The organism is Poseidonibacter sp., from assembly GCF_041821165.1.
Classification (GTDB): Bacteria; Campylobacterota; Campylobacteria; order Campylobacterales; family Arcobacteraceae; genus Poseidonibacter.
In genome coordinates this window covers 1-9277 of sequence record NZ_JBGUES010000086.1, presented here as the reverse complement: position 1 = coordinate 9277, position 9277 = coordinate 1, and the positions used below count along the sequence as shown (strand labels likewise).

Sequence of the window (9277 nt, the reverse complement as noted above, 5' to 3'; positions counted from 1 at the left end):
GTTGAATTTAAAACACCGTAAAATAAAATATATTTTTCATTTATTGTTTCATCTTCTTTAGTATTTATTTCATTTATAACATTTGGTAAAACAAAGTGATTATCGTCATTTGATACTTTATATTTGTTTTTTACTAATTCTAGTTCATTTTTATTTGTATATAAAAAGTTATAGTTTTTATTGAAAAGTTGTTTCTCAAAAAAACTTAGTTTTTGATACTCAAAAAAGTGGTATCTGTTTTTTAAAGATTTATTTTGATTCCATGCTTCTTTTGATATTTGAGAAAAAAGCATATCTACATCTATTATGATTTTGCAAGATGGAAGAGTTTTTTTTACAAAATCTGCTAGTTTTGAAGTTGATGCAAATCTAAAAAAACATATATCATACTCATTTTCTAAAAGAGTGTTTTTGAAGTTTTCTAGTTCTTTTGTATCAAAATTATAAATAGCACTTGCTTTGTAAAAATCTTGTTTTATAGTGTTTATTGTAAATATTTTATTCTCTTTTTTATGAGAAAGTATTTCTTGTTTTGAATAATCACCATTTTTTACTAATAAAATATCTGTATTATAGTTTTGCAATAAAGACTTATACAAAAACTTACTTCTATTTTTGTCTCCACCATTAAATCCTAAAAAAGGTACATCTATATATAATAATTTTAAAGTTTTCATCTTAGACTTCTTTTTTTTAGTAAAGAACTTATACTTATTTCTAAGTTTGTTTTATTTGATTTTCTTCTTGTATCATCAATCAACCATGTCATATCTGAATCTTTTGTATTTGTAACTGTTCCATCAAGTGAAATAATAGAGTCTGAAAAAAGTATTTTTTCATTTATTTTTGCAAGTGTATTTATCTTTTTATAGTCATCAACTATTGATCTTCTCAAAATCACTTTTTCTTGAATTTCACAGTTTGAACCAATCATTGAAGGGCCTATAATAATCGCACCATCTTCAACTTGAGTTGATGATCCTATATAAACAGGTGGAACTAGTTTTACTTTATCAAGATTGATTTTTACATTCAATCCTATAAAAATTCCTTCTTTTACCTCTTTTGCATTGATTTTATAACCTTTGATTTCTTTTGATAAGATTTTAAATGTTGCATCATAAAAATCATTTACATTCCCAATATCAACCCACTCATAAGGAATATTTACACCATAAATACCAAGATCTTGTTTTGCTAAAAATGGCAATAAATCCCCACCAATATCAAACTCTTTTCCACTTGGAATATAATCAAATATTTCAGGTTCAAAAACATATATTCCCGTATTTGCTAAATCAGAAATAGCATCTTTAATATCTGGTTTTTCTTGGAAAGTTAGAATTTTATCATTTTCATCTAATTGAACAATTCCATATTTATTTGTTTCATTTATAGGAACTTGTTTCAAAGCAATTGTTGCAAGTGCTTTTTTTTCTTTGTGTAAGGCTATAACTTTTTGAATATCTAAATCTATTAGTGCATCAGCACATAAAACAACAAAAGTATCATCAAAAAACTTTGAAAAATCCTGAATCTTTTTCATACCACCTGCACTACCTAAGGCTTTTGATACAATCTCATCTTCTAAAATTTCACCTTCAAAAGAGTAAGCTATTTGAACACCAAATTTACTTCCATTTCCAAAATAGTTTTCTATTTTTGAAGATAAATAACTAGTATTGATAATAATTTCATCAATACCACAAGTTTTTAAGTGTTCAATAATCGACTCTAATACAGGTTTTTGTAAAAGAGGTATCATAGGTTTTGGAGTATCGTTTGTGATTGGACGAACTCTTGTACCTTTTCCAGCTGCTAGAATCATTGCTTTCATAATACACCTCTAGTCCCTTTTGAAATCGTCTTCATATCTAACGATGTCATCTTCTTCAAGATATTCACCAACTTGAACTTCGATTAATACTAAATCAATTTTTCCTTCATTTTCTAATCTATGTTTTTTACCCATTGGAATATATACTGATTCATTTGCACGAACAAGTTTTTTCTCTTTTCCAATTGTTACAGTTGCTGTTCCACTTAATACAATCCAGTGTTCATTTCTATGGAAATGTTTTTGAAGTGATAATCTTTTTTTAGGTTTTACTACTATTGTTTTAAATTTGTAGTTTGATTTTTCTTCCATCACATTGTATGTTCCCCAAGGTCTATGAACCAAAGGATTATCAATAGGTAATGTTGAACCCTCTTGCACTAATTGTGCAACTACATCTTTTACATCTTGTGTTTTATCTTTGTTTATTAGAAGTAATGCATCAGGAGTATCAACAACTGCAAGATTTTCAACTTCTACTAATACTACTTTTTTAGAGTTTGAAATTACAAGATTATCTTTTGAGTTTATTAATAAAGGTTTTGTTTCTTTATATTTAACAGCATTGTTATTTTCATCTTTGTCTAATGCTTTATAAATTGAGCAAAAACTACCTAAATCACTCCAATCTAAATCACTTGGTACAACTTTTAAATCATGGCAATTTTCCATAACTGCAACATCTATACTAAGTGATGGAATATCTTCCATAAGTTCTTTATTTATTCTAATAACTTGTTTTGTTTTTGAACTACTATATGCATAAATAGCTGGTTCATAAATATCTAAAGCAAACTCTCTTACGCTATTTAAAAGTGTACTTGCTTTAAAACAAAACATTCCACTATTCCAAAGAAATTTGTTTGAATTAACATATTTATGTGCATTTTCTAGTGTTGGTTTTTCATAAAAAGCTTCAACATTTTCATCTTTTGCTTTTATATATCCATAACCTGTTTCTGCATAAGTTGGAACAATTCCAAATAATGTGATAGATTCATCTTGAGCAAATTCAACTGCTTTTGATACACTTTTTTTATAGTTTTTAATGTTTTTAATAGAATGATCACTTGGTGTTACAAATACAATTTCATTTGCTTGAACATGTAAACTAGCAATTATAATTGCTGCTGCTGTATTTCTTCCAACTGATTCTAAGATAAACTCAACTTCTACATTTTTTGGAAGTAATTCTTTTATTTCATCTATTTGGTCAAGTGCTATAAAATAGTGTTCTTCATTACAAACGATTAAAAACTTGCTTGTTAATTTACTATTTCTTAAAACCGTGTCTTGAAATAAAGAGTATTCACTTACTAACTGTGTAAACTGTTTTGGCATGTGAGTTCTTGAAAGTGGCCACAATCTTGTACCATTTCCACCACATAATATTACATTTATCATCTTGCACCTCCGTTTTATAATAGAAAGTTTCGCGTATTATAATGCAAATAAAGTGCAATTTATAATAAATTTAAATAAAATATTACAACTTGCTATAAAATCATAGATTCTTTTTATTTTAAACTATAATTATACTTATAAAAAAATTGAGGTTATTCCCATCAAAAACAAGGAAATTAGTGTGAACGGAAAAATAGAAGTAACATATAAACTATTATGCAAAAATGACGTAAATAAAGAAATCAATATTGCTGATCTTTTAGCAAATGAAAAAATAGCAAAATTAATTAAAAATGAATTTGCTAAAGGTTTTAGAAATATAGACCTAGTAGCTGATAAAGAAAGCACAGACACTTTTAAAATAGAAACAATAAAAGAGCTATATAAAGTGGAAGTACAAAAAGATGATTTTGCAGATATTTTAGCACTTGCAGAAGAAGATGCTTCTCAAAGAAAGTTATTCAAAAAAGATTGTAATAGAATTGAACTTGTGAATATTGAGACTATTATTTAGTTTCCATTATTTGACTACGCAAATTATGCGTAATCAAATATAGAACTTGTTTGATTGTTTTGTAGATAAGTATTTATTTCACTATTATTATTTTGATTGTTTATAGCTTTTACCAAACCATCAAAACTCTTTGTATCAACTGAATTATCTTCACTATTTGATTTCAAAGTTTGCATAAGAAGTTGTAAATTATCTAAAGAATTCTGTTCATTTAAAGATAAAGCTTCTGTTGAATTCTCACTGCTTGTCCCATAATATTCTTCTATTTCAGCACTTGATACAACACCATCTTCATTTGTATCCATAGCATCATAGTCTTCTTCAGATGAATTTGATTCACCTCCACCACCAGGTCCACCACCGCCACCAGAAGGTCCACCTCCACCTGATTGTCCTTGAGCTTCAACACCTGCAAGTGTTCCAATCTCTTTAGCATCAAAACCTGCTTCATCCATTATACTTTCAAGTTCTGAAGATGGTTGAATACCAGCTTCTTTAAAAGCAGCTACAATTTTTAATGCATCACTTTGACTTAAATTATCTGGATCGTAATTTTCAAGAACTGAGGATACCTCATCTATTTGTGATGAAGATAAGTTATTAGAAGGAGAGTTAAGTGATGATTCAAAACCAAAATCTGAAAGTATTGATTGAAATTCTTCTTTAGAAGGCATTGCTCCATTGAATTGAGATATTGCTGTATCTATTACTGTAGTTAATTCAGATTTACTAAGTAAACTATCTGAATCCAAATCATAAGAAGAAAATAATTCTGAACTAATATCTATTTCATTAGCATTAAGAGTAGAGTCCGAATCAGTATCTTTTTTTGAAATCATATTATTAGTAATTGTACTTGAAGGTGCTTGTATTAAGCTTGCCATTATACTCATATTAGTAGTATCTATCATAATATTTCCTTTGATTTAGAATAGTAACATTTTAAAGTAAACTCAAAGTAAATAATTGTTAAAAAATTGATTTAAATATATTCTTCTATTTATATCTTTCGCTTTCGTTTATAATGACTCTGCGCAATACCTTTTTCAACACTTGATGAAATACATTCAAAATTTAATCTATTTGTTAAGTGAGCAAATAATGGTGTCCCCTCACCTAATAATATTGGTATTGTTGTTATAATCATTTCATCTATTAAGTCTGATTCTAAGAAGTTTTGAATATTTTTACCACCATCTATATAAAGATTTTCATATCCTTTTGAGTGAATATTTTCAAGAATTTCTTTTATTAAACCTTTTATTAGGAATACTTTATCATTATTCAAAATTCAAGTTAGATTCAGGACTTGGTAGCTAATCGAATGTTTCTTCTTTATCTGCTATATACCCATCTAAACTTGTTGCAATATATACATAATTTTTCACATACTTCCTTTATCTTTTACAAAAACTTAGTAACTAAGATAGTCGTATCATCAGTAATAGGTTGATCAAGTACAAAATCATTTAGTGATGTTTGAATATTTATAAGAACCTCACTTGCATCTAATTTTTTTGATTTTTGAACTATTTTCATTAAAGAATCTAGTCCAAACATTTCTTTTTCTTTATTGGCGGCTTCAGTTAAACCATCTGTATATAAAACTAGAAAGTCATTTTTATTGATTTCTTTTGTGATTACTTCATATTTTACATCAGTAAAAATCCCAAGTGGAATTGCTGTTGATTTTAATTGTTCTATTTTGTCTTTTTTTGTACTGTAAAATAAAATATCATTATGTCCTGTGCTTATATACTCTATTTTTTTATCTTTTTCATTATATTTTATAAAAAATGCTGTAATAAAAAAGTCATTTGTTTTTGAGTCTTCACACATAAGATTATTTACTGTTGATACTTGTTTTTCAAAATCCATATCTAAGGCAAATATTGTTCTACAAGCCCCTCTAAAAGTACTCATAGTAATTGCAGGAACAATTCCATGACCTGATACATCGGCTATGATAATACTTAAAGTTCCATCTTCACAAGCAAATAAATCATAATAATCACCACCAACGTATTGAGCTGCTTCAAAAAATGTAGCTATTTCAATGTTTTCATTTTGGGGCATCTCTTTTGGTAAAAAATTCTTTTGAACTTTTTTTGCTATTTGCATCTCTTCTTTTAGTGAGTTTACTTTTTTAACTTCTTCAATCATCTGAGTAAGTTCATAATTTTTTATAGTTAAATCAGCTGATCTTTCTTCTACAAGTTTTTCTAGGTTTTGTTTATATTGTATGTTTTCTTTTGTACTTTTGATTTGTTTTAGTGTTTTTTCTAAAATAAAATAAAACTTATCAGTATCAATTGGCTTAAAAACAAAACCATCTGCACCTAGTTCTATTGCTTGAGATAAATATCTTTGTTCTGTATAAGCAGATAAAAAAATAACTCTTTGCTCTTTTGAAACATCTTTTATAGCTTTTGTCATTTCTAAACCATTTAGATTATTCATAATAATATCACTAATAATCAAGTCTTGTTTTTTTTCTAAATATAAAAGTAAACCTTCTTTTCCACTAGTTGCAACATCAACATTTGTAAAAATTCTTTTTAGTAGTTTTGTAGTTTTTTCTCTTGCTACATCATTATCTTCTACATATAAAACAGAAATACCTTTTGCTAAGTTTTTTATATTTTCTAGCTTTTGCATTTTAAAGTTCCATTATAAGTTCTATACTTGTTTTATCAAAAATCACATCTTTACAAAAATGCTTCATCAAAATAATACCTCGACCAGACTCTTTTAGTAAATCTTCTGCTGTTATATTCTCTTTTGTTTTAGTGTTTTTAGGAATTCCCGAACCTTCATCTTCTACTTTTATATGTAAATTACAATCTAATAAAGAATAAGATAAAGTCACATTTTTCTCTTTATTTTCTTTATTTCCATGAATTATTGCATTTACTATTGCTTCTTGAATTACCAAAGATAAGGTACTTATTTTTTCTTTATTTTTTATAAGTTTAAATAGATTTTCTTCTAACCAAGTATTTATAGTACTTATATTTGATAGTTCACTTGATACAACAATAAAAGATGAATTATTCATATTTTTTCCTTTTAGGCTCTTGTACTTACACTAACAAATGTATTTAGTTTTGTAATATCAAAAATATCATTTATTAGTTCATTTGCATTTATTACATGTAAGGTATTATCATTTTGTGATAATTTTTTATAAATATTTATAATCATTGATAAGCCTGAACTATCAATAAAGTTAATATTATCAAAATCAAAAACAAACTCTTTTTGCGTGTTATTATTTATATCTAAAATTATTGGGCTTAACTGCTCTTTTATAATTTTTAAATTTGTAGTATCAATACGATCACAATCTGAAAAACTTATTATTGATTTATCATTTTCTTTTTTCATATCTAGTGTCATAAAATATCCTTTATCTGAATCTTTGTTTATTATACAGCAAAGAGATTAAATAACTTTTATTCTATTTATAAATAATTTAGATACTTCCTCTTTATCATTTTTATTTAAACATAAGTAGTAATATAAAAATGAAAATATTGCTATTGAAACTATTGAATAAACTATTACTTGAAATAAACTATCAATATTAGTATTTAAAATAATCATATATAAAAAACCAAATACTATTATTGCAATAAATAAAATTTTAAAAACAACTTCTTTTAGATAATAAAAAATTGAAATTTTAGAAAAACTACAAGCAACAGGAATATTATAAAATATTGCAAAAAAAACATTTGGAATCAATGTTCCTAAAGCAACACCAATAATAGAATAGTGTTGCACTAAATAAATACTTAAAAGCAAGTTTGAAATAGCTTCTAAAATAGCAACCACGGTTAGTTGTTTATGTTTATTGCACATTAGTAAAACTTGCACACTAGAGCTTCTAAAAAACACTAATACATACATTGAAACTAATAAAATCATTGCTGTATATGTAACTTCTTGATTATTTATATCTAACCAAAAATACAATAGTTTATCAATAAATAAAAATGAAGGAATAAAAAGTATAGTAGATATAAGACCTACAATTTTATTTGTATTAAACAGTGTATTATAAAGTTTATCCTCATTATTTGTAGCAAATAATGATGCTGATATTGGTCCTAAAATATCATGTATTTGAGTTGAAAACTGTCTAAATAATTCTGATATTCTTGAAACAATTTGATAAATACCCACAAGTGCTACTGTTGAAAACATTGATATTACTAATTGGTCTGTTCTAAAAATTATAACATTTGAAAACATTACAATATAAGCAAATATTGAAAAACTCATAAGTTCATAAACTCTTTGTTTTTTAAAAAACTTATATGATATTTTAAAGTTTGGAATATTTTTGATTACATAATAAGCCATAAATATATTTGTAAACAACTGTACTAAAATAGCAACTAAAGCCATGTAAATTAGTGAATAATCATAATAAATACATAAAGTTAAAAGTGCAAAGTTTAATATTAAAAAAACAATATCTATATTATTTCTTATTGTTATTTTTTCTAAACCTCTTAAAATTTCTTTGAAAAAGCCAAAAGGAAAAAGTAAAGAAGTCCCTACTCCAAATATGTAAAATACTGTTTTATAATACTCTATTGAATCACTTGAGCTAAAAACAAAGATTTTATCTAGGTTTTGAGCTAAAAGAACTGTAACTATTAAAATTACACTTGATAACAAAATATAAGAAAAAAAGATAGTAGAAATAGTTTCATTAAAACCCTTCCAATCATTTTTTGCTTTTGATGTACTTGTAGCTTTTTGAACAGCTGTTCCAAATCCAAAATCTAATAATAATGAATATCCAAATACACTCCATAAAAGTGCCCAAAACCCATACTCTTCATTGCTGATTCCTAAAAACATAATTCGAACAAGCATAAGTGAAAGTATGATTTTTAATATCAATAATATATAATTTGATATTGTGCTGTTTAGTATTTTATCTTTCATTTTAGACTCTTGCTATATTTAATAAAACATTTTCAACTTCTTTTTTCACAATACTTATATCAAATTTATTAGCAACTTTTATATAAGCATCTTCTCTATATTTTTGTAATAAATTCCAATTATTATGAATTAAAAGTATTTTTGAAGTTAAATCATCTACACTTAAAGCAGAAAATAAAAGACCATTTTTTTTATCATCAATTATTTCAGCAGGACCATAATCATTTGTAGCAAGACAAACAACTCCATAATTCATAGCTTCAATTAAAACTAAACCAAATGGTTCTCTCATTCTTGTAGGCATTAATAATACATGATTTTTCTTATACTCTTTTTCTAAGTTGTCACATTTTCCATGAAAAAAAACCTCATCTTCTAAGTTTAAAATCTTTATCATTTGCTTACATCTTTTAATATATGTTTTATCTCCATCTCCATAAATATGAAACTGGAAATCCTGCACTTTTTTATCTTTTAGATTTGACAATGCTTTTATTGCTAAATCCAAACCTTTTGAATAATCAAGCCTTCCACAAAACATATACCTCATCATTACACTA

General features: G+C 25.8%; 11 protein-coding genes. 1 reads left to right on the top strand and 10 read right to left on the bottom strand.

Going from position 1 to position 9277, the window contains the following annotated elements; all coding sequences use genetic code 11:
• From ACERKK_RS07950 to ACERKK_RS07940, 3 genes are all read right to left on the bottom strand, one after another.
• The coding region (locus ACERKK_RS07950; protein WP_373772549.1) for a hypothetical protein at window positions 1–677 on the bottom strand (677 nt) is incomplete at its 3' end.
• Window positions 674–1837, bottom strand: coding sequence for a sugar phosphate nucleotidyltransferase (locus ACERKK_RS07945; protein ID WP_373772548.1), 1164 nt, complete (start codon window positions 1835–1837; stop codon window positions 674–676). The genes ACERKK_RS07950 and ACERKK_RS07945, both read right to left, overlap by 4 nt.
• 9 nt (window positions 1838–1846) lie before the next feature.
• A complete protein-coding gene (locus tag ACERKK_RS07940; RefSeq protein WP_373772547.1) occupies window positions 1847–3241 on the bottom strand; it encodes a mannose-1-phosphate guanylyltransferase/mannose-6-phosphate isomerase in 1395 nt (464 codons plus the stop codon).
• A gap of 181 nt (window positions 3242–3422) precedes the next feature.
• Between ACERKK_RS07940 and ACERKK_RS07935 the strand changes: the two genes are divergently transcribed.
• Entirely contained in the window at window positions 3423–3755 is a 333-nt protein-coding gene (locus ACERKK_RS07935; protein ID WP_373772546.1) for a hypothetical protein, read from the top strand.
• Window positions 3756–3778: 23 nt separating this feature from the next.
• Here ACERKK_RS07935 and ACERKK_RS07930 read toward each other — a convergent pair whose 3' ends face one another.
• The 7 genes from ACERKK_RS07930 to ACERKK_RS07900 all read right to left on the bottom strand — a co-directional run.
• The gene (locus ACERKK_RS07930) at window positions 3779–4666 is read right to left on the bottom strand and encodes a hypothetical protein (protein WP_373772545.1); all 888 of its coding nucleotides are present in this window, start codon (window positions 4664–4666) and stop codon (window positions 3779–3781) included.
• An 89-nt stretch (window positions 4667–4755) separates the two neighbouring features.
• Window positions 4756–5043, bottom strand: coding sequence for a dihydrofolate reductase family protein (locus ACERKK_RS07925; RefSeq protein ID WP_373772544.1), 288 nt, complete (start codon window positions 5041–5043; stop codon window positions 4756–4758).
• 116 nt (window positions 5044–5159) lie between these two features.
• Entirely contained in the window at window positions 5160–6413 is a 1254-nt protein-coding gene (locus tag ACERKK_RS07920; RefSeq protein ID WP_373772543.1) for a SpoIIE family protein phosphatase, read from the bottom strand.
• Between the two features lies 1 nt (window position 6414).
• Entirely contained in the window at window positions 6415–6813 is a 399-nt protein-coding gene (locus ACERKK_RS07915) for an ATP-binding protein (RefSeq protein WP_373772542.1), read from the bottom strand.
• 11 nt (window positions 6814–6824) lie between these two features.
• A complete protein-coding gene (locus ACERKK_RS07910) occupies window positions 6825–7154 on the bottom strand; it encodes an STAS domain-containing protein (protein ID WP_373772541.1) in 330 nt (109 codons plus the stop codon).
• Between the two features lie 45 nt (window positions 7155–7199).
• Window positions 7200–8717: an oligosaccharide flippase family protein gene (locus ACERKK_RS07905; RefSeq protein ID WP_373772540.1), complete on the bottom strand. Its 1518-nt coding sequence runs from the start codon at window positions 8715–8717 to the stop codon at window positions 7200–7202.
• A gap of 1 nt (window position 8718) precedes the next feature.
• The coding region (locus ACERKK_RS07900; RefSeq protein WP_373772539.1) for a glycosyltransferase at window positions 8719–9277 on the bottom strand (559 nt) is incomplete at its 5' end.